This window comes from Neobacillus sp. B4I6 (assembly GCF_050434045.1).
In the GTDB taxonomy this organism is placed as follows: Bacteria; Bacillota; Bacilli; order Bacillales; family Cytobacillaceae; genus Neobacillus.
In genome coordinates, this window is record NZ_JBNPWB010000002.1 from 1225208 (window position 1) to 1245095 (window position 19888).

At 37.9% G+C, this 19888-nt stretch carries 18 protein-coding genes and 1 pseudogene; 16 read left to right on the forward strand and 3 right to left on the reverse strand.

Annotated features, from left to right (window positions below; all coding sequences use genetic code 11):
* Positions 1–99 precede the first annotated feature (99 nt).
* From QF028_RS08185 to QF028_RS08205, 5 genes are all read left to right on the forward strand, one after another.
* Positions 100–828, forward strand: coding sequence for an amino acid ABC transporter ATP-binding protein (locus QF028_RS08185; RefSeq protein WP_088088296.1), 729 nt, complete (start codon positions 100–102; stop codon positions 826–828).
* Between the two features lie 15 nt (positions 829–843).
* The gene (locus QF028_RS08190; RefSeq protein ID WP_429464800.1) at positions 844–1650 is read left to right on the forward strand and encodes a transporter substrate-binding domain-containing protein; all 807 of its coding nucleotides are present in this window, start codon (positions 844–846) and stop codon (positions 1648–1650) included.
* A gap of 90 nt (positions 1651–1740) precedes the next feature.
* Positions 1741–2379, forward strand: a complete 639-nt coding sequence (locus tag QF028_RS08195; protein WP_168244506.1) for an amino acid ABC transporter permease — start codon at positions 1741–1743, stop codon at positions 2377–2379.
* A 12-nt stretch (positions 2380–2391) separates the two neighbouring features.
* On the forward strand, positions 2392–3054 hold the full coding sequence (locus QF028_RS08200; protein ID WP_215004066.1) for an amino acid ABC transporter permease: 663 nt from the start codon (positions 2392–2394) through the stop codon (positions 3052–3054).
* Positions 3055–3583: 529 nt separating this feature from the next.
* On the forward strand, positions 3584–4654 hold the full coding sequence (locus QF028_RS08205; RefSeq protein ID WP_429464801.1) for a pyruvate kinase: 1071 nt from the start codon (positions 3584–3586) through the stop codon (positions 4652–4654).
* 152 nt (positions 4655–4806) lie between these two features.
* Here QF028_RS08205 and QF028_RS08210 read toward each other — a convergent pair whose 3' ends face one another.
* Positions 4807–4992 carry a hypothetical protein gene (locus tag QF028_RS08210; protein WP_088088290.1) on the reverse strand — a complete coding sequence of 62 codons (186 nt, stop codon included), beginning with the start codon at positions 4990–4992 and terminating at the stop codon, positions 4807–4809.
* A 213-nt stretch (positions 4993–5205) separates the two neighbouring features.
* A complete protein-coding gene (locus tag QF028_RS08215; protein ID WP_429464802.1) occupies positions 5206–5721 on the reverse strand; it encodes a J domain-containing protein in 516 nt (171 codons plus the stop codon).
* A 291-nt stretch (positions 5722–6012) separates the two neighbouring features.
* On the opposite strand from QF028_RS08215, the gene QF028_RS08220 reads away from it, so the two are divergent.
* The 8 genes from QF028_RS08220 to menC all read left to right on the forward strand — a co-directional run bounded on the left by QF028_RS08220 (position 6013) and on the right by menC (position 12887).
* The gene (locus tag QF028_RS08220; protein WP_215004062.1) at positions 6013–6198 is read left to right on the forward strand and encodes a Fur-regulated basic protein FbpA; all 186 of its coding nucleotides are present in this window, start codon (positions 6013–6015) and stop codon (positions 6196–6198) included.
* Between the two features lie 434 nt (positions 6199–6632).
* A complete protein-coding gene (locus QF028_RS08225; protein ID WP_429464803.1) occupies positions 6633–7484 on the forward strand; it encodes a MurR/RpiR family transcriptional regulator in 852 nt (283 codons plus the stop codon).
* 23 nt (positions 7485–7507) lie between these two features.
* Complete coding sequence (locus tag QF028_RS08230; RefSeq protein ID WP_429464804.1) at positions 7508–8659, forward strand: amidohydrolase; 1152 nt, start codon at positions 7508–7510, stop codon at positions 8657–8659.
* 12 nt (positions 8660–8671) lie between these two features.
* On the forward strand, positions 8672–9460 hold the full coding sequence (locus QF028_RS08235) for a transporter substrate-binding domain-containing protein (protein WP_429464806.1): 789 nt from the start codon (positions 8672–8674) through the stop codon (positions 9458–9460).
* A gap of 12 nt (positions 9461–9472) precedes the next feature.
* Positions 9473–10129: an amino acid ABC transporter permease gene (locus QF028_RS08240; RefSeq protein WP_429464807.1), complete on the forward strand. Its 657-nt coding sequence runs from the start codon at positions 9473–9475 to the stop codon at positions 10127–10129.
* Positions 10130–10178: 49 nt separating this feature from the next.
* Positions 10179–10901, forward strand: coding sequence for an amino acid ABC transporter ATP-binding protein (locus QF028_RS08245; RefSeq protein WP_429472228.1), 723 nt, complete (start codon positions 10179–10181; stop codon positions 10899–10901).
* Positions 10902–10929: 28 nt separating this feature from the next.
* Positions 10930–11757, forward strand: a complete 828-nt coding sequence (locus tag QF028_RS08250; RefSeq protein WP_429464808.1) for a GNAT family N-acetyltransferase — start codon at positions 10930–10932, stop codon at positions 11755–11757.
* 20 nt (positions 11758–11777) lie between these two features.
* Positions 11778–12887 carry an o-succinylbenzoate synthase gene (menC, locus tag QF028_RS08255; RefSeq protein WP_429464809.1) on the forward strand — a complete coding sequence of 370 codons (1110 nt, stop codon included), beginning with the start codon at positions 11778–11780 and terminating at the stop codon, positions 12885–12887.
* A gap of 246 nt (positions 12888–13133) precedes the next feature.
* On the opposite strand, the pseudogene QF028_RS08260 reads toward menC, so the two are convergent.
* Positions 13134–13619: pseudogene (locus tag QF028_RS08260) on the reverse strand (thiamine pyrophosphate-dependent enzyme).
* 652 nt (positions 13620–14271) lie between these two features.
* On the opposite strand from QF028_RS08260, the gene QF028_RS08265 reads away from it, so the two are divergent.
* Genes QF028_RS08265 through QF028_RS08275 form a run of 3 tightly spaced genes read left to right on the forward strand, consistent with a single transcriptional unit; the run spans position 14272 to position 19863 of the window.
* On the forward strand, positions 14272–17016 hold the full coding sequence (locus tag QF028_RS08265; protein ID WP_429464810.1) for a response regulator: 2745 nt from the start codon (positions 14272–14274) through the stop codon (positions 17014–17016).
* The gene (locus tag QF028_RS08270) at positions 17013–17858 is read left to right on the forward strand and encodes a CheR family methyltransferase (protein WP_429464811.1); all 846 of its coding nucleotides are present in this window, start codon (positions 17013–17015) and stop codon (positions 17856–17858) included. The genes QF028_RS08265 and QF028_RS08270 overlap by 4 nt, the downstream gene beginning before the upstream one ends.
* Complete coding sequence (locus QF028_RS08275; protein ID WP_429464812.1) at positions 17800–19863, forward strand: PAS domain S-box protein; 2064 nt, start codon at positions 17800–17802, stop codon at positions 19861–19863. Before QF028_RS08270 ends, QF028_RS08275 begins: the two co-directional genes overlap by 59 nt.
* Positions 19864–19888: the final 25 nt, after the last annotated feature.

Consider the following 19888-nt stretch of genomic DNA (forward strand, 5'->3'; position numbering starts at 1 on the left):
TTGACAATTCGACAAAATATAAATATAATTTAAGTTATTCTGAATATTACTAATAATGGAATTTTTACATGTAATAGGTTTTAAAACAGGAGGTCAAGAATGATTGTATTTAATCAGGTACATAAGTTTTATGGGGATTTTCATGTCTTAAAAGATATTAATCTTACAATCAATCAAGGTGAAGTAGTTGTAGTGATCGGTCCATCTGGATCAGGGAAAAGTACCTTGTTGCGCTGTATCAATCATCTGGAAACCATCTCTGACGGGACACTCACCGTAAATGGGATCTCAGTAGGTGATAAAAAAACAGATATCAATAAGCTGAGGCGCAATATTGGTATGGTTTTTCAGCACTTCTATTTATATCCGCACAAAACAGTGCTGGAAAATATCACTCTTGCGCCGATGAAAGTCTTGGGCCAATCCGAAAAAGAAGCTAAGGAAACAGCCCGTCATTATCTTACCAAGGTAGGCATATTAGATAAGGCTGAATCTTATCCTTCCCAGCTTTCCGGAGGTCAGCAGCAGCGTGTAGCCATCGCCCGTGGCCTTGCAATGAACCCGGAGATCATGCTTTTCGATGAACCAACCTCAGCACTTGATCCTGAAATGATCGGCGAGGTACTGGATGTAATGAAAGCCTTGGCCAAAGAAGGTATGACGATGGTGGTCGTAACCCACGAAATGGGCTTTGCCAAGGAGGTTGCTGACCGAATCGTTTTTATGGATGAGGGGCGAATATTAGAAGAAGCAGTTCCGGCTGAATTTTATGAGAATCCGCGTGAAGAACGGGCTCGCTTATTTCTCAGCCGTATATTAAATCATTAATAGGGAGGAAAAGGAATGTTTAAAACAAAAAATTTCGTAAAAATGGTGGTAGTGTCAACTATGGCCGCTATACTACTTGCGGGTTGCGGCGGGGACAAGGCTTCAAAAGAAAGCAGCAAAGATGTACTTGCTCAGATTAAAGAAGAGAAAAAAATCGTATTTGGTGTAAAACATGATACTCGTTTGTTTGGATTGAAAAATCCTTCGACAGGTGAGGTGGAAGGATTTGACATTGATCTTTCTAAAGCACTGGCCGAAGAAATGTTTGGCAAAGAGGTTAAGCCTGAGTATGTAGAGGTTACTTCGAAAACGAGGGTAGGACTTTTAAATAATGGTAAGGTTGATGCGGTTGTCGCCACTATGACCATCAATGAAGAACGTAAAAAAGAAGTCGATTTTACGGATGTATATTTTGATGCCGGGCAATCATTGCTAGTGAAAAAAGGAAGCAAGGTTAAGGGCATTGAAGACTTGAAAAAAGGAACAAAGGTGCTTGCTGTTAAAGGCTCAACCTCATCCGTAAATATTCGTGAGAAAGCTCCTGAAACAACCGTACTTGAATTTGAAAACTACGCTGAAGCATTTACAGCCTTAAAGTCAGGTAAGGGTGATGCCCTGACCACAGATGATGCAATCCTTTATGGTATGGCAGAAGAAGATCCGTCCTTTGAGTTGGTTGGAGGTACGTTCACAGAAGAGCCTTATGGGATAGCTGTTAAAAAAGGCAATAAAGAGCTTGTCGATGAGTTAAATAAAGCATTAAAAAGCCTGAAGGATTCAGGTAAGTACGATGAAATTAAGGATAAATGGATTAAACATTAATTATTTATATCGGGTTTCTCGTCAGGTTGGGCAGCAGTCCGCAGGCAAGTTTGCGGACTTGCTCATTCTGATCAATTAGGAGGAGATCGTTTGCTGGATTTCTCGATACTAACAAATAATATCGATTCATTTTTGGAAGGATTAAAAATAACGATTATAGCTAGTTTAATAGCATTAATATGCAGTTTTATTTTGGGAACACTTATTGCAGTCATGCGAATTGCCCCATTTAAACCTCTTAACTTGCTTGGTTCGGCATATGTTGAATTTATCCGTAATATACCTGTACTGGTTATCGTGTTTTTCACTTACTTAGCTGGAAATTTTGGCGGGATGACTGCAGGAACCATCGGATTGACCATCTATACAGCCGCTTTCATTGCCGAAGCAATCCGTGCAGGAATTATGTCTGTTCCAAAAGGGCAAATGGAAGCTGCCCGCTCGACAGGATTGAGTTACGGCCAGGCAATGAGAATGGTTATACTCCCTCAGGCTATTAAGATCGTCATCCCTCCTCTTGGCAACCAATTTATCAATTTAGTTAAAAATTCATCATTGTTAGCCGTAGTCGCAGGTGGGGATTTAATGTATCAGGGGGATTTAATTTCGGCAAAGACATACATAACTTTTGATACCTATATTTTTGTGGCCTTATTTTATTTAATTTTAACAATACCTTTAAGTCTTGGCGTAGGATTTTTAGAAAAACGCATGGCTAGAAGTAATTAAGGAGCTGTGTAGATGGATTTTCTAGCACCGTTCATTGAAGTGTATACACTGGACAATATTAAATTTTTACTGGAAGGGTTTGGGGTCACTCTTAAGGTCGCTGCCATTTCAATTGTGCTTAGCTTCATTATTGGCGGTCTCACAGGAACGCTCAGATATGCGAGGATTCCCGTTGTTTCTAAATTACTTGCCGTGATTGTTGAGACAATTCGAAACCTTCCTTTGCTGCTGATCATTTTCTTCACTTATTTTGCATTGCCCGAAATCGGAATTGAAATGGAAATAACTTCAGCGGCTATTGCAGCATTGACGGTTTTTGAATCGGCGATGATATCGGAAATTATCCGAAGCGGTTTAAACTCCATCGAAAAAGGACAGGTGGAAGCAGGACGTGCATCTGGCCTGACCTACATCCAGACATTACGCTATATCATTATGCCCCAAGCGCTGAGAAGAATGGTTCCTCCGATTGTGAGTCAATTTATTTCTCTGCTTAAAGATACATCGTTAGCTGTCGTCATCGCCTTACCGGATTTATTGCACAACGGACAAATTGTTTATGCGCAAAAGGGATCGTATGTGATACCTGTTTTTGTCATAGTTGCGTTGATGTACTTTATTGTTAATTATGCTTTGTCACTAGTTGCACGAAAGTTAGAATTAAAGCAGACTTAAGAAATCCGGCTCATGAAAGGGCCCGGATTTTTTTACTTAAAAATACAAATGCTTTATTTGATAAAAAATTGAAGATCATTACACGATTAGCCGTTTTAATGGAAAATACTTTTATTGAGTCCTGTTATATGTCTGGATTAAGACACAATAAAGCGAAAAGGCCTATTTGTCACGATTGAAATGAGTGAACATGACGAAACATCCCATCTTTATTAGTATTTAAAAATGGAGAAAAGCTTTGCACATTTGCATAGTGCAAATGCCAAAACTCCAGATGCATAAGAGAATTCTTATAAACAATATAAAAAGAGTTGGTGTTCCAAAAATTTGGGGCACCCTTTTTTGCTGTGGAAGCACATTGCACTATATTTTTATAATAAAAGTAATTGACCTAAAGACAGCGGAATGGGGATCCGTCCCCATAGACCCTGAAGAAGAAAATCTGCGAGTGTCAGGCACACCTATTTAACATTCCTAATAAAAGCCACTTTGGGCACAATAATTCCGACCATAAAATTGAGGTGATACCATGTCAGTTGATCGTATATGTACCATTGGACCGGCAAGTAATGATAAAAAAGTTCTCACTGAGTTGATTAATCATGGGATGACGATTGCACGATTGAATTTTTCTCATGGGACTCACGACAGCCACAGGAATGTCATTCGATTATTAAAAACACTTAGCGGAGAGAAAGGACATCCAATTAAAGTATTGGGTGATCTCCAAGGTCCAAAAATACGACTGGGCGAAGTGGAAGGTGAAAAAATCACCCTTAACACAGGACAGTCCTTTTCCCTTCACATCGATCAAGTAGTAGGTAACGATAAACAAGCTAGTGTCGATTATGAAGGTTTAATTAAAGATGTAAAATCAGGAAATCGAATTTTAATTAATGATGGCGCCGTGGAGTTGGAAGTTACGAAGGTAGAGCAAACGAAAGTTGTTACCACAGTTAAATCAGGAGGGGAAATATCTTCCCATAAAGGAGTAAATCTTCCAGGTGTTGTTACCAGTTTACCTGCCCTTACAGAAAAAGATAAACAAGATATTCAATTCCTTTTACAAGAAGAAGTTGATTTCATAGCTTGCTCATTTGTCCGCAGGGCAACGCATATTAAAGAAGTTCGCAGCTTTATGGAAAGTGTGGAGGGACATACGCCTAAGCTGGTGGCCAAAATTGAAACGGTTGAGGCCATTCAAAATTTCCAGAAAATTTGTTCGGAAACTGATGCCGTGATGATTGCCCGGGGCGACCTTGGTGTAGAGCTGCCCTATCAATGGATTCCATTGTTACAAAAAGCGATGATTAGCGAATGCAACCGGCTGGATACGTATGTCATAACAGCAACCCAAATGCTGCAATCGATGGTAGAGAATCCTCTGCCAACAAGAGCGGAAGTCACAGATATTTTCCAATCCGTAATGGATGGGACAAACGCTGTGATGTTGTCTGCTGAAAGTGCTGCAGGAAATTATCCTGTACAGAGCATTGAAACATTGAAACTTGTGTCCCAATTTGCAGACTGCGTGAGGAAAGAAGCACCTTTTGATTTTGCAGATATGCTAAAACTGTTGAATAATACAATTAGTAGTTAAAAAAGAATAGCCGTTTTCGTAAAATTTGTTGTTTTTATAGACATCCAATATCCTTAAAACGTAATTCCTAGGAAAAAAACAACATCCATTCCCTAACAGCAAAAAGGAAGGAAGGTGAATTTCACCTTCCTAATATTTTTTCTAATTAAATTTTAAGCTCGCTGAATCGTAGTGGTTGAGAAGTTTTTAACCATCTTTTGTAAGTTTCTATGGCCTTCTCTTAATTTTATTGTTTCTTCGATAATTTTTTGGAATCCTTCCAAATCTCTATCAGATGCATTTAATAACGACTTCGGTAGACCTTCGACGATTTGTTGTAGGGATAAATCCATACTCAAGGAAAATGACCACCTTTCAACTTATTCGTTAGACATCTGTTACGTCTTCTTTACTATTTTTGTAACGAGATGATTTTTTCCTGCTATCACGTTTTAAAACTTATCTACATTAATCTCCATATTTTATAAGGAATAGTTAAATTACTTCTTAATCGGACAAATTAAGACGGTAAATCATATGGTACCTCTACTGTTTGTAGAAAAATATTAAATTTAAATGGTCTTTTTGTAATGTTCATAAAACACTTTGAAAAGTCTCTCGTCACCAGCTCGATCGGGATGAAGGGCTTTAAGTAGTTTCTTAAACTCTTTCTTCAACATTGCTTTGTCAGTCCCCGCATCTAAACCAAATAATGAGTTAAAGGTAAGTGGGGGATGATCGGAAAGAGCATATTCTGCTTTTAACATTTTTTTTAAGCCACTAACTTTTGCTTGTTCGATCCGAATAGTAGTTTTTACCTCTTCGATTTCCTCTTTTAATTTCTGGTTCTCTTGAAACGTCTTTTCCCAGTGCAGATAATCCATACCAAATTGTTTAATCTTGTCCTCAATTTTCTTTTCTAGTATGAATGCAACTAGATCTTTTGGTTGGATCAAGAAGTCAATATTAAGATGTTTGGTCCTTTTCGCTTTTATTTTCCCTTCGAGGATCCAACGTATGACGATTTGTTCACTAGCTGTTATCCCTTCATCCCTTAGCAGTTCAGTTACCTCTTTTACATTTAACATGTGATCCACTCATTCTTGTTTCTAATTTTTTTCACATTTCTATGTACTTTTTGTTTTTAAAGTTAAATTCAATGTATCATACATAAAAACTTTTCAGGTTTACGATAATATTAAGTTTTATTAAGAATTATTTTCAAAATTAACTTTTAGATTAAATTTTTAGAAAGACATTTTCTTTTGTTAAAGAAGGTTAACAATTCCTTTAAAAGTCATTAAATACCCGTTCAATCGACAAATTCTTAAAAAATCTCATTTATAATTGCCCTTATGAAAGGAGTGGAACCCTTCTTAATGAAAAATAACCAACGAAAAGCTGTCCACCTAAAAAGGCAATTTTTAATAAATGAACTTATTAGATCCGGAATATTTAAAAAAAATAATAAACATTTGTATGAATGGACTTTGGGTGAACTAGAAACTGAGTACCAATATGTTGAAACAAATGGTTTGGATTCAAGTACAAAAACAATAAGATAAAAAAGCATTCTTCAACTGAAATAATCTTAGAATTTAATGATAATCGGGGCGGAGAACTATATTGTCATTTAATATGAAGTATGAAGTAGGAAAGTGATAATCGTAGGTTTACGAATTTGATTTCTTTAAAATTGTTTACATAGGTACCAATTATTAAATTAAAGGGAAGTAACAGTTGAAAATCTAGCTGCTTTGGCGGCTTTTTTGTTTTTTCCAATAAAGGATGCATCATAAAAGCTAGGTGTCAGGAACCACCCATTTACTGGATGGTGCCTGACACTTTTTTGTTTATAAGTGGATTTTAAAGAAACAAGAAATTTTTTATAAAAAAAGATTTCTAAATATTCAACGAATAGGGTATAATAAAAAACAATAAAGAAGTTACTGCAACATTTATAAATTATGAAGCATTTCCTGCACGAATTGGAGGACATATGAAAAGCTTTGAAACGATTATTAAGGAAAAATATGAAACGTTGTCTCCTGGACAAAAAAAAGTAGCCAAACATCTGATTGAAAAACTAGATGAATCAGCTTTTGACACGGCAACTATGATTGGACGAAAGGTAGATGTTAGTGAAACCACCGTCATCCGACTCTCCTATGCGTTGGGATTCAATGGATTTAGCGAAATGCTCCATTACATTCAACAGCAGATTGTAAACAAAAGTTTGCATCCATTCAATACAAATTCCAAAATCGAAAATAAAGAAGAAGAGCACACTTCTCTTTTTACGGAAATCTTGGAAAAGGAAATTCTTTCCCAGCGACAAACCAATCACCAGCTCAATGAAACCGAGCTTTGGAAGGTCGTTGATGTTTTAATCAAAGCAGATCGGATTTTCATTTTGGGAATGGGTGCATCCTATGCACCGGCTCACTGGTTTTCTTTTCAGCTTCATACACTGCGGGATCAAGTCACACTTTGTCCGTCAACAGGAGAAATCTATGAGCGGTTAACCGATTTAAGTGATCGCTCTGTTCTATTTATTATCTCGTTTCCTCGTTATTCGAAGGAAACCCTGCATATTGCAGAATGTGCCAAAAAACAAGGGGTTCCAATCATTTGCGTTACCGATCGTTTATTGTCTCCGATTGGTCGAATCGCCGATTATACGCTGACAACAGAAGAAGATTCCGAATCGGCCGCCCATTCCATCACACCCGCGATCATTTTGTTGGATTTTATCATTGCTGGGATGAAGGTGAAAAATTCGGATGCAATCCAAGTTCGACAGCAAAAATTAGAAGAACTTTACTCAAACTATGGTGTGTTTGTTGAATGACAAATTAGGATGGGAGTTCCATTATGAGCCAGCTTATCAATTTTATGAACGAGCAGGAACAAGCGATTCTAAAGACTTATGCTGATCTGCACCAATTGGCGGAGCCAAGCTGGCAGGAACAGAAAACTTCACAATATATTCAGGAAGAATTAGCGAAAGCAGGGATCTCATTTAAAACATACGAAGGGCATTTTGGTATTGTTGCGGATATTCCAGGAGAAGGCAACGAGATCGTTGCTTTACGTGCGGATATGGATGCCCTATTACAAGAAGTGAAAGGGAAGGTTCAACCCAATCATTCCTGCGGGCATGATGCCCACAGCACCATGGTATTACATACTGCCTTAGCCATAGCTGCTAATAAATCTTATCACACTAAACCGATCCGGTTTATTTTTCAACCAGCAGAGGAGAAGGGGGAGGGGGCGCTGCGAATGATGCAAGAGGGTGCTTTGAAAGGCGTTCAATACTTATTTGGTGTTCATCTTCGTCCATGGATGGAAGTTCCAATGGGGAAAGTGGCTCCTGCCATTGTTCATAGTTCCTGTGCTACCATTTACGGGGTCATCAAGGGCAAGCAAGCACATGCATCGCGGCCTCAGGATGGAAATAACCCAATCGAAGCCGCTTCCTACTTAATTCAGGCATTGCAAAACATTCGCTTAAAAAGCCCGGACTCCTTTTCAATTAAAATGACAGGTTTACATGCTGGAGGAGATTCCTCCAATGTCATTCCGGAAACTGCAAATTTTATTTTGGATTTACGTGCAAGTACAAATGGAGCAATGGATGAACTGCAGTCGAGAGCAGTGGATTTGCTAGATAAGGTCGGTACTTTGACTGGGACAAGTATAAACGGAACCGTGAAAGAATTTGTTCCTGCTGCAAGATTAAATACGGAAGCTATAAAACTAGCAAAGGCTGCCGCTGCCTCTGTCTTGGGAGAAGAAAATGTAGTAGACAATTGTATTTCACAAGGAGGAGAAGATTTTCATTTTTATACCCTGCAAAATCCGGATGTAAAGGCGACCATGATTGGATTAGGCTGTGACTTGCGTCCTGGACTTCACCACCCGGACATGCAATTCAATCAGAAGGCACTACTATATGGAACGAAAATATTAACAAGTCTACTTTATAATGCCGCTTCAAAAAATAATGAAAATAAACATTAATGGGGGATCATTATGAAAAAGTATATGGTTGGTTTGTGTTTAGCATGTCTAATCCTGATCATGGCAGCCTGCGGTGGCAGCAAAGAAACTAGCGGTTTAGCAAAAAGTGATACGCTTAAATCCATTAAGGATAAGGGAAAAATTGAGATTGCAATGGAAGGGGCATATCCTCCCTATAACTACATCAATAAAAGTAATGAATTAGAAGGATTTGACGTGGACATTGCTCAAGAAGTGGCCAAAAGACTGGGTGTGAAAGCAGTTCTAGTCTCTAACCCATGGGATAGTATGATCCCTGCATTAACAGGCAAAAAGTTTGATATTATCATTTCCGATATGGCCATTACAGACGAAAGAAAGAAGAAAGTCTCTTTTAGTGACCCTTATTTTACAACAGGCAATCAGTTGTTTGTTCCAAAAGATTCTTCCATCAAAGCACTAAAAGACATGAAGGGGAAAAAAATTGGTGTAACGATCTCAACCACTGCTGCAGAAGCGGTAACAAAGCTTGGGGCCGATGTGAAACTGTATAAGAATGATTTTCTTGCCTTTGAGGATTTAGTAAATGGCCGATTAGAAGGTGTATCAACAGACCAAGGTGTCGGTGCAAAAATTATTCTCGATCAAAATTATAGTTTAGTAGCAATTGATGGTCTATTGAACACAGAGCTAGCAGGAATGACCATTCGAAAAGAAGATAATGATCTCCGTAAAGAGATCAATAAGATTATAGCTGAAATGCAAAAAGACGGAAAATATGAGGAAATTAGTAAAAAATGGTTTGGAAAAGACATCCGATAAGGAGCTAAAGATATGTTAGATTTTTCTCTTGTTACTCAGTACATTCCATTTCTACTCGAGGCATCTCTAATGACAATTGAAATCTCCATTGTTTCCTTAGTGCTAGGGTTAATTATGGGAATCATTATCGTGATCATGAAGATTTCAAAGTTTAAGATTTTGTCTTTGTTCGCAGACTTTTATATTTGGGTCCTTAGAGGGACCCCACTTTTGGTTCAACTATTTCTTGTCTACTTTGGTCTTCCGCAAATAGGGATTGAGTTGAATCCCTTTACCGCCTCTGTTATAGCTTTAGGAATAAATGCTGGAGCCTATATTGCCGAAATTTTAAGAGGGGGGATCTTGTCAATCCCTAAAGGACAGATGGAAGCAGCACAATCACTAGGTCTGAGTTATCCAACAGTCATGCGGAGAATTATTCTCCCGCAGGCGTTAAGAGTAAGCATCCCTGCGATTGGCAATGAGTCTATTACACTACTAAAAGATTCATCGCTCGCTTCTCTTGTTACCGTTTCAGAATTAATGATGACTTCACAAAGATTTGCATCAACCAACTATGCGTTTATCGAGTTCTATATTACTGCAGCCGTTCTTTATTTAGTGATGACAACGATCTTCTCGTTTTTCTTAAGAAAGGTCGAATTTAAGTTGTCGGTTAGCGAACGTTAGTAAGGGAGGACCTAACTTGTCAAATAAAGTGAAAGATCATCTTTATCCTATTATTGAAATTGAAAATGTCCATAAAAGTTTTAATCAGCTGGAGGTCTTAAAAGGGATTAATTTACAAGTGTACCCTGGCGAAGTGGTTGCCCTGATTGGTTCCAGCGGATCGGGGAAAAGTACACTCCTTCGCTGTCTGAACGGGCTCGAGACTCTTTCATCTGGCCGAATTTCAATTGATAGCACGGTATTGAACTATTCGCCGCGGAGCATTCAACAAATTAGACGGGAAGTAGGGATGGTGTTTCAACAATTCAACTTATTTCCGCACCTGACCGTTTTACAAAACATTATTGAAGCGCCGATTCAGGCGTTAAAGAAGTCGAAGGAAGAAGCCGTCGAAAAGGCATTAGTTTTACTAGAAAGGGTCGGGCTTAAAGATAAAAAAGATGTATACCCAAGGAAACTTTCTGGAGGTCAGCAGCAGCGGGTCGCGATTGCACGGGCGATGGCGATGAATCCAAAAATTATGCTGTTTGATGAACCGACCTCCGCCTTAGACCCAGAACTTGTTAGTGAAGTTCTTAATGTTATGAAGGGATTGGCCGAAGAAGGAATGACGATGCTGATTGTGACTCACGAAATGAAGTTTGCTAGAGAAGTGGCCGATCGCGTCATTTATATGTGTGACGGGGTCATTGAAGAACAAGGAGCTCCAGCACAACTGTTCACCAATCCTACTAGTGATCGTTTAAAAAGCTTTCTTAAAAATGTCATCTAATCAATTGGCAGGAGGATAGTTACTCAATATGGACTTACAAAAACTGATTACAATACGCATGTTACATACGACAGAAGAATTGACTGCTGTGAGAGATTTAGAAAGTCTTGTTTGGGCTGATGAGGATCCGGTCCCCGTTAACCATAGCATTGCCGTCGTTAAAAATGGCGGTATGGTGATTGGCGCTTTTTCTGGAACTCGATTAATTGGCTTTCAGTATAGCTTTCCAGGATTTGATGGGACAAAAGTCTATCTTTGTTCGCATAGTATGGGGATTCACCCAGATTTTCGGAAAATGGGAATTGGGGAAAAATTAAAATTAAAGCAGCGTGAAGAAGCACGAAAGATGGGCTATCAACTCATCACATGGACGTATGACCCACTGGAAACGGTCAATGGATACCTTAATTTAAGCAAACTAGGCGGAGTGTGTACGCAGTATATTGAGAATTGTTATGGTGAAATGCCTGATATTCTTAATGCAGGGTTGCCTTCTGACCGCTTCTTAGTGGAATGGAACATAGCTGAGGAAACGTCTAAGAGGATGGAAGATTTCGTTGATAACCATGAAGTGCCCCTCTTGATTCAAGTGGACGAGGATGCAGAGGGCTTGCCGGTACCGAAGGATATTTTTCTAGATAGCGAGAGGGATGCCTGGGCCAATCTCCTCTATGTTCCGGTTCCAAATCAATTCCAAATGATTAAATCGAATAATTTAAATGCTGCATTGGAATGGAGAATGAAAACGCGCAAGATTTTTACCCATTATATGAGCAAAGGGTGGACGGTTACGGCATTACGGAAAAGTGATCAGCCTTACCTTCATCATTATGTATTAACCAAGAAACATACTTAACGGAGAGAGGTATAAATAGGATGGAAATACAACGAATTGTGTTAAGACATATGAAAATGGATCTATTACACCCCTTCACGACCGCTGTAGGGACCGAATATGATAAAGACTTTATTTTGGTCGAAGTCAAAACGAAGGATGGCATTACGGGTTGGGCTGAATCCGTTGCTGCGATTGATGCCACATATAAAGAAGAAACTGTCAAAACCAATTGGCATATGATGGAGGATTTTCTGATTCCACTTCTTCTGAAGGAGCCAATTTCTCATCCAGATGAGGTCTCCGAACGCTTTCATCATATCCGAGGGAATTACATGGCAAAGGCTGCCCTTGAAGGGGCCATTTGGGATGCTTATGCTAAACAGCAAGGAGTTAGTCTATCGAGTGCCCTTGGAGGAACATTTGAAAAGATTGAGGTCGGCGTCAGTATTGGGATCCAGGATACGGTCGAAGAATTATTAGCATTGATTGAGGGTCATCTAGAAGAAGGATATAAACGTATCAAGGTGAAAATTCAACCGGGATGGGATGTAAACATTTTAGCAGAGATTCGAAAACACTACCCAGATATTCCATTAATGGCGGATGCAAATACCGCTTATACTTTAGAGGATATCGAAACGCTTAAGGCGATGGATCAATTTAATTTAATGATGATTGAGCAGCCGTTGGGCTTTGATGATATCATCGATCATGCGCAGCTTCAAGCCCAAATCGAGACACCGATTTGTCTGGATGAAAGTATCCATAGTGTGGATGACGTGCGAAAGGCTATTCAACTTGGCAGTTGTAAAATTATTAATATTAAAATTGGGCGTGTCGGAGGCTTAACAGAATCTAAAAAAATCCATGATTTATGTGAGGCAAATGGGATTCCCGTCTGGTGTGGCGGCATGCTTGAGGCTGGAGTTGGCAGGGCGCATAATATTGCAATAACAAGCCTGTCTAATTTTACTCTCCCAGGTGATACAGCTGCTTCTGCCCGGTATTGGAAGGAAGATATTATTGATCCCGAGGTAACAGTGGAAGACGGGATGATTACGATTCCAAAACAACCCGGTATCGGGTATGAACCGAACCGGGAGCGTATTGACAAGTACATGCTGTATAGCCGTACTTTTCATTCCTAACTAATGTATATTTATAAAATATAGACCTAACCTTCCTGGATTCGCTGATAGAACTTAAAGATTCGCTGATAGAACATGCAAATTCGCTGATAGAAGCTAATAATTCGCTGATAGAATCTATTCCCACCTATTGGAATCGAAAATCCGCCCATAAAATGTAAAAATTCACTCATTTTTACACTTCTGGACGATTCCTTCCTAAAAAAAACGCCAAACCTTTGAATTCCACAATGGTTTGGCGTTTTTTTATCGAGATAGTATGGTTTGATGGTTGTTATGGTTAGGGGGCACCATCGGATAGACGTTTTCTTCTTCCATTATATTAAACTCCATGAGAACTGGCCCGGTACACTGAAATGCTTCCGTAATAATCTGCTTTGCTTCTTCTTCGGTCTGGGCCCGAAATCCTGCTACACCATATGCCTGAGCCAATTGGGCGAAATTCGGTGAAGTCATTTTGACCTGGGAATACCGCCCCTAATAAAACAGTTCCTGCCATTGGCGCACCATGCCAAGATAGCCATTATTCAAGATAGCGATTTTTAGTGGAAGCTGATACTTCACAGCTGTGATCAATTCCTGAAGATTCATCTGAAAGCTGCCATCACCTGAGACACAAATGACAGACCTTCCCGGACAAGCAGCAGATACTCCAATTGCTGCAGGCTGTCCGTAGCCCATGGTCCCCAAGCCCCCGGATGTAATCAGTGTCCGCGGCCTGGTAACGAACATTTGTATCTATCAAAAGCATTAACTCTTGTTCGTCACATCCAAAGAAGCAGTCCACATCTAACGAACTTAATGAATTTAAAAACATTTCTACATTTGAAAATTCTTTTAACAATGTCATACCTTCACCAGATTTCTATTTTTAAAGAATATTATAAAATATTTGGATTCATTTGTATGTGAAATAAATCATGTTTCCTATTTTTTTTGATTGTCTCCATTCCAATAGGAGAAAAAAAACGGGAACTGTAGTAGTATTATAATGAAGGTGATTGTTTGAAGCAGGGGTTAATCGTCTAGTACGGTAAACTCGTTAGTTTGTTATATTGAAATAATAAAACAATAAAGAGTGAATCCTTCACATTTACTATAATTCTTCAAAACCCTCTAGAATTGGACATTTTTAACAGGCTTTTGATGTAATATCTACTAATTATGGGTGGAAGTATGTGCATCCTTTTTATTAGCCACTTTCCTTTATTTATATAAAATATTATGTAGACGATAATATTGACTTAAAGTAAAATATAAAAATATGAAAGATAATTGATAAACGGGATGTTTTGTTATTTTGAATATTCTATTTTTTGTGACAATTACGATTTTAGTTTAATAGATTAACCTGTTAATAAACGATAGGAAATATGGAGGTCTTATGAAATTTAAAACAAAGCTCTATACGAGCATCGGTTCATTACTGCTATTGTTTTTTATTATCGCAATCATTTTAATGAACATGCTCGAACAATCGACAGTGAATATGAACGTTGTTGTTAATGATCTAAATGAGAGAATCGAAATGGCTTCCGATATTAAATATGAGACTTCTAGAATAGGTCTAGAGCTAACTTCGATGTTAACTAACCGTGGAAATGATATCCATTTAAATGCGGCGAATTCTTGGGAAGATTCCCATACCAATTTGCAAGCGGCGATTGAATCACTAGAAAAAATGGACAAGCAAGAGAAATCTAAAGAACTAATTGCAAAGTTTAAAATATTGCAAGAATCATATAAAAATATGGGGCAGCAAGCTTTGACAGCAAAAAAGCTAAATGGGGAAATGGAAATTCCTGCAGTCTTTTGGACAGATTCTGAACTTATAAGACAAAGAATGATTCAAATTGCCGATCTTCTTTATGGATTGCAAGAACAAAAGATGAAAAATGAACTTTTAAGGTCTAAAGATACTTACAATATGGCTGTCACCATTATTTACATTTATCTTGCCATTGCCTTATGTATTGGCATTGGTTTCACGTTTTGGATTATTAGAGGTATGACAAATAACCTGAACAAAATAACAGCTGTTATGAAAAGTGCTACAACTAGTGATTTTAGTTCATTGCCCCGAATTGAGCTTTCCACTAAGGGTGAGTTGGGTGAAATCGCAGTTTCCTTTAATAAAATGGCACATGCATTAGAGGAACAAAGTATGCTAGAAAAACAATTAAAAGAAGTAGCAGAAGAGCAAAGTTGGCTGAATAGGAAAATTGCCGAAATTGCTACCATTTATCCTGAGGTTGAAAATGTTTCTATGTTAGCAGAATTGTTAATTACAAAACTTGTACCGATGGTAGGAGCAAGTTACGGAGTTTTTTATGTTAAGGAAGTAGAAGAGCGAGAGAAGTATCTAAAAAAGATTTCAGCCTATGCCTCTTTGAATGATAATAAAGATTATATGCGTTTTCGTTTTGGAGAAGGTCTGATCGGCCAATGTGCACTTGAAAAACGATCCATCTTACTAACCAATGTCCCAGATCACTACGTAAAAATTAGATCAGGACTAGGAGTAGGTTCACCGAAAAATATTATGATTTTACCGATACAATTTGAAAATGATGTACTAGCTGTTATTGAAATTGCATCATTTGAGGCCTTAAGTCCCCTTCAGGTTAAGCTATTGGAAGCCGTAACTAATAATATTGGTATCAAGATAAACAGTATTGTCAGCCATATGAAAGCAGAAAGATTATTGCAAGAATCACAAGCCTTGACAGAAGAACTCCAAGCTCAATCAGAAGAACTGCAGTTACAACAAGAGGAGTTAAGGACGACGAATGAAAAACTTGAGGAGCAGTATATAGCTTCTGAACAAAAGAAAGAGGAAATCGAAAAGGTTAGGGAGGCGCTTGAAGAGAAAGCTCAACAATTGGCACTAAGCTCACAATATAAATCGGAATTTCTAGCGAATATGTCCCATGAGTTAAGAACACCTCTAAATAGTTTACTAATATTAGCGCAAATACTCGCTGAAAACGGGGATGGAAATCTTACGGCTGATCAGGAGGAGTATGTTCGGACGATTTACTCATCGGGGAATGATTTACTTCATTTAATAAACGATGTTTTAGACTTAGCGAAAGTGGAGTCAGGTAAATTAGATGTAAACCCTACAGAGGTGGACCTACAGGATGTGCAAGATTTTATTGAACGGCAATTTTCTCCTCTTGCGATTCAAAAAAATGTACAGTTTACTATTAAAATGGATGCAAATTTATCAGGGACCTTCAATACGGATGAACAACGTTTACAGCAAATTTTAAAAAATCTACTTTCCAATGCTTTTAAGTTTACTGAACGTGGCAGTGTATCATTAGTTGTCCGGAAGGAAGTTAAAGACGTCAGCAGGAATCTATCTGAGGGAGTTCAAGCGAATTCAATGCTTGCTTTCTCCGTTATCGATACGGGAATTGGCATTGATAAAGACAAACAAGATACGATATTTGATGCCTTTAAACAAGCAGATGGAACGACAAGTCGTCAATATGGGGGCACTGGATTAGGACTTTCCATTAGTCGAGAAATGGCACAGTTATTAGGTGGATTTATTGAGGTAATGAGTATGAAAGGGAAAGGTAGCATCTTCACTTTATATTTGCCATACTATCAAACGATCAACAAAATAGTTGGGAATACCGCTTTGGAAGAAGTTGCGATAAGTCTTTATGAGGATGACCCACTTAAAGATATAGAAGATCGGGAAAATCAAAATGGGATTTCTTCTTTGAAAAACAAGAAAATACTCATTGTAGATGATGATATTCGGAATGTTTATGCCTTAACAATTGCTCTTGAAAAATATGAAATGAATATTATTGTAGCAGAGAATGGTCGTGAAGGGATTGAGGTATTAAAGGACAACCCAGATACAGACTTAATATTAATGGACATTATGATGCCTGAGATGGATGGGTTTGAAGCCATGCGACAAATTCGCCAAATAACAGAATTTCAAGCATTACCAATCATCGCCCTTACAGCCAAGGCAATGAAACGCAGTAGAGAAGAATGTTTAGATGCTGGAGCAACGGATTATATAAGTAAGCCAATTAACTTAGACCAGTTATTTTCTTTAATTCAAGTATGGTTGTATAGTAAGGAGGGCCAGAAAATTTGATAAAAGCACCTGATATTCTCAAGTCAGAAGAGATAGAAAGAATTGAAATAGAATTACTCCTAGAGGCCGTTTTTCGTTATTATGGTTATGATTTTCGAAATTATGCCTTTCCTTTCATCCAAAGGAGAATTAGCCATCGTGTTTGTAAGGAGAATCTTGCAAGTATATCGGCTCTTCAGGAAAAGGTACTACGCGATTCAGAAGTCATGGGGGAATTGCTTTCTGATTTCTCGATTAATGTGACAGAGATGTTCCGGGATCCTTCATTTTTTAAGTCATTCCGAACAAAAATCATTCCGTTAGTAAAAGATTATCCTGAAATTCGAATTTGGCATGTTGGCTGCTCATCAGGGGAAGAGGTCTATTCCATGGCTATTCTCTTACATGAAGAAGGGATTTACGAAAAAACGAGAATGTTTGCTACCGATTTAAACAAAATTGTCCTAGAAAAGGCGAAGAAAGGTACTTTTCCATTAGATAGGATGCAGCTCTATACAAAAAACTATATCGAGGCAGGCGGGAAAAGGGCCTTTTCTGAATACTATAAGGCAGTGGATGATAAGGTTTTTTTTCATACCTTTTTGCAAAAAAATGTGGTGTTTGCCCAGCATAATTTAGTAACGGATCAATCATTTAACGAGTTTGATATAATTATATGCCGAAATGTCTTTATCTATTTTGATAAGGTTCTTCAAAATCATGTCCATACGTTATTATATAATAGCCTATGTCCATCAGGTTTTCTTGGATTGGGTAAAAGAGAGGGGATAAAATTTACTAGTTATGAAAACTGTTACGGAGAATTTGACGCATCAGAAAAACTCTATCGAAAAATTAATTAGTCCCCATTTTAAAAAGGTAAATATCTTAATGGTGGATGATCATCCTGAAAATCTATTAGCACTGAAAGCTGTACTTACTTCTCCCAATTACCACTTGGTAAGCGCAAATTCAGGAAAAGAAGCGTTAAAATGTATGCTAAAACAAGACTTTGCTGTTATTTTACTGGACGTACAGATGCCGGGGCTAAATGGATTTGAAACGGCGAAGCTCATTAAGGCTAGAGAAAAAACAAGACATATTCCGATCATTTTTATCACTGCGATTAGTCAAAATATAGAACATGTGCATCAAGGGTATGCAGTAGGGGCCATTGATTATATTTTTAAACCCTTTAATCCCAAAACATTGAAACAGAAAATCGAACAATTTGTTAAAATTTATCAAAATCACAAAGAAAATATCATTCAGACCGATCGAGAACGTAAAGTTCAACTGAATGAAGTGAATAAAAAGTTAGATAGAGCAACGTTAAATTTACGGCGGACAGAGGCATTATCCAAAGTTATTGGTGAAACCATCGTCGACACGATCCTTACGTTTGACGATCAATGTTCCATTCTATCAGTGAATCCAGCTATAAAAAGCATGTTTGGTTACAAGGCTGAGGAATTAATCGGTAAACATGTGGTAATGCTTTTTCTAAAATGGATGGGTAACGAAGTCCAGGATTCTTCGTTTTCATTCTTTTCCTCAATCAAGCAATCTGTTGGAAAGGTGATCGAATCGGTGGCTATTCGGAAAGATGAAAGTCACTTTTATGCGGACATTCTTATCGGGGAAACCACCGTTGACAATCAACTGCTTTTTGTTTGTTCGATTCGAGATGTCACAGAAAGAAAGCAGATAGAGGAAATTAAAAAACTCCAATTCACTACAATGGAACAAAAAGTAGAAGAACGAACGCTAGAACTGATAAGGGCTAACGAAAAACTACAAATAGAGATAGAGGAACGAGAAAGAATCGCCAACCATCTTTACCGTTCCCAAGAAAGATTTCGGAAAATTTTTGAATCTAGCCCCTGTTTAATGGCGATTTTTTCGCAGAAGAATTTAACTTTTATTGAAGTAAATACTAGTTGGATAAAATTTACTGGTTATAGCCACGCTGAGTTGGAAAAACACAAAATAAATGTGAATAATTTTGTGGATGAATCAACGGGTAAACCGATTAATCTTGATCGGAAAATTCGTAATAAGAAAATTAGCTATAAAACAAAAAACGGGGATATTCGCGATGGATTATTATCGACTGAAATGATTGATATCCATACTGAACCATGTACGTTAATTGTTTTAACAGATGTTACCGATACCGTTCACTTAGAGAAAGAGATGTCCCGATTAGATCGGTTGAATTTAATCGGTGAAATGGCAGCAGGAATTGCCCATGAAATTAGAAATCCGATGACCACAGTTCAAGGATTTTTACAATTATCAAGGAATAACAGCGCTAATTTATCAGCAGAGATCATTGATTTGATGTTAGATGAATTACATAGGGCGAACGCGATTATTACTGAATTTCTTAATTTAGCCAAAAACAAGGTTAGTGTGAAGAAAAAGCAAAACTTAAATACGATACTAGAAGCATTATCTCCACTCATTCAAGCGGAGGCTTTTCGGTCAAATAAACAAGTTAAGCTTGATTTAAATAAGTGTCCGGATATTTATATCGATCAAAAAGAAATCCGTCAGCTAATCTTAAATATCGCCCTTAATGGACTCGATGCCATGTCGTCGAATGGAAAACTTACGATAAAAACATATACAAAAAACCAAGCCGTCATTTTAGAAATAAAAGATCAGGGTCACGGCATCAGCCCGGACGTTCTACAAAAATTAGGAACACCTTTCTTTACAACGAAGGAAACGGGAACAGGATTAGGTTTGGCTATTTGCTACAGTGTAGCAAAACGACACCACGCTGAAATTAATATAACAACGGGGGATGAGGGGACCATTTTCTCGGTTCGCTTTCAATTAAATCCTATTCTTAATAACTGATCGTTACTATTCTTAAAATAAGGGA

Bases quoted from the DNA above. Each gene is read 5' to 3' on its own strand.
- QF028_RS08185 (WP_088088296.1), top strand. From the start codon at position 100: ATGATTGTATTTAATCAGGTACATAAGTTTTATGGGGATTTTCATGTC.
- QF028_RS08190 (WP_429464800.1), top strand. From the start codon at position 844: ATGTTTAAAACAAAAAATTTCGTAAAAATGGTGGTAGTGTCAACTATG.
- QF028_RS08200 (WP_215004066.1), top strand. From the start codon at position 2,392: ATGGATTTTCTAGCACCGTTCATTGAAGTGTATACACTGGACAATATT.
- QF028_RS08205 (WP_429464801.1), top strand. From the start codon at position 3,584: ATGTCAGTTGATCGTATATGTACCATTGGACCGGCAAGTAATGATAAA.
- QF028_RS08215 (WP_429464802.1), bottom strand. From the start codon at position 5,721: ATGTTAAATGTAAAAGAGGTAACTGAACTGCTAAGGGATGAAGGGATA.
- QF028_RS08220 (WP_215004062.1), top strand. From the start codon at position 6,013: ATGAAAAATAACCAACGAAAAGCTGTCCACCTAAAAAGGCAATTTTTA.
- QF028_RS08225 (WP_429464803.1), top strand. From the start codon at position 6,633: ATGAAAAGCTTTGAAACGATTATTAAGGAAAAATATGAAACGTTGTCT.
- QF028_RS08230 (WP_429464804.1), top strand. From the start codon at position 7,508: ATGAGCCAGCTTATCAATTTTATGAACGAGCAGGAACAAGCGATTCTA.
- QF028_RS08235 (WP_429464806.1), top strand. From the start codon at position 8,672: ATGAAAAAGTATATGGTTGGTTTGTGTTTAGCATGTCTAATCCTGATC.
- QF028_RS08240 (WP_429464807.1), top strand. From the start codon at position 9,473: ATGTTAGATTTTTCTCTTGTTACTCAGTACATTCCATTTCTACTCGAG.
- QF028_RS08250 (WP_429464808.1), top strand. From the start codon at position 10,930: ATGGACTTACAAAAACTGATTACAATACGCATGTTACATACGACAGAA.
- menC (WP_429464809.1), top strand. From the start codon at position 11,778: ATGGAAATACAACGAATTGTGTTAAGACATATGAAAATGGATCTATTA.
- QF028_RS08265 (WP_429464810.1), top strand. From the start codon at position 14,272: ATGAAATTTAAAACAAAGCTCTATACGAGCATCGGTTCATTACTGCTA.
- QF028_RS08275 (WP_429464812.1), top strand. From the start codon at position 17,800: ATGAAAACTGTTACGGAGAATTTGACGCATCAGAAAAACTCTATCGAA.